The 1,207-nt window shown below is 48.2% G+C and carries 1 protein-coding gene; it reads right to left on the reverse strand.

What is annotated here, in order from left to right; translation table 11 throughout:
- Positions 1-71: 71 nt before the first annotated feature.
- The coding region (gene ltrA, locus E2980_RS23905; protein ID WP_135154714.1) for a group II intron reverse transcriptase/maturase at positions 72-1,207 on the reverse strand (1,136 nt) is incomplete at its 5' end.

Genomic DNA, 1,207 nt, shown 5'->3' on the forward strand with positions numbered 1-1,207 from the left:
AATCGAGTAGGAGGGGGTGATTAACCCCTGACCTCTCACACCACCGTACGTACCGTTCGGTATACGGCGGTTCATGAAATATTCCGTAAGTCGTTGTATCTATCCGTTAAGCCTTTCAATCCATTTGATTCCCAATAGAGATTGTTAAGTGTTCGACTCAAAATCGGACTTCTTGCAATTCGCCAATACCCTTTGCGGGTATTTCCCCACTCATAGGCTTTATCCTTGGGTATACCTAAGGATATAAGCCTTTTCACTTTGGTACTCGGGTTCTTCCATTGTTTCCAAAGGCACATTCGCAACCTTCTTCGAATCCATGCATCCAGTTCCTGAAAGATACTTGGCGTGTCCGCAAGCGAGAAGTAGCCGCACCATCCTATTAGGTATTGGTTCAGTTCCTTAATTCGCTCTTCCATCTTCATCGATTTCTTTCGAGATGTAATCGCTCGAATCTTAGCTTCCGCTTTCTGTAAGGATTGCTTGGCAATCCTCACCTTCGGATCTTTGTTTACGCTGAAACTAAACCCCAGAAACTTTCGCTTCCATGGGCGGTCTACCGCGCTTTTGGCTTGGTTTACCTTTAGTTTCAGTTTCGCCTCGATGAACGCAGTGACGGATGCCTTGACTCGTTCGCCTGCTCTTTTCGTTTTCACGTAGATGTTACAGTCGTCCGCATAGCGAACGAACCTGTGTCCACGTTTCTCGAGTTCCTTGTCTAGTTCGTCCAGTACGATGTTAGATAATAACGGACTCAGTGGGCCCCCTTGTGGCGCTCCCTCCGATGTCGGCTTGACTAACCCGTTCTCCATTACGCCCGACTGTAAGTATTTACGGATGAGTAGTAGGACTTTCTTGTCCTTCACTCGCTCCGCAATCTTCATCATGAGTCTGTCATGGTTGACGCGATCAAAGAATTTCTCCAAATCCAAGTCGACGACGAATCGATATCCCTCTTTTATAAATGCTCTGGCTTTCCTCACAGCATCATGACCTCTCCGTCCGGGACGGAAACCATGACTATGCTCGGAAAACTGTGGATCAAACACTGGGTTTAGCACTTGGGCGATTGCTTGCTGAATCATTCGATCTGTCACGGTAGGTATGCCTAACTTCCGGACGCCTCCGCCATACGGTTTCGGGATTTCGACCCGTCGCACGGGGCTCGGCTCATAGGTTCCTTCTTCTATGGCTTCGCGTATCGACTGCC

This window comes from Cohnella luojiensis, assembly GCF_004564235.1.
Classification (GTDB): domain Bacteria; phylum Bacillota; class Bacilli; order Paenibacillales; family Paenibacillaceae; genus Cohnella; species Cohnella luojiensis.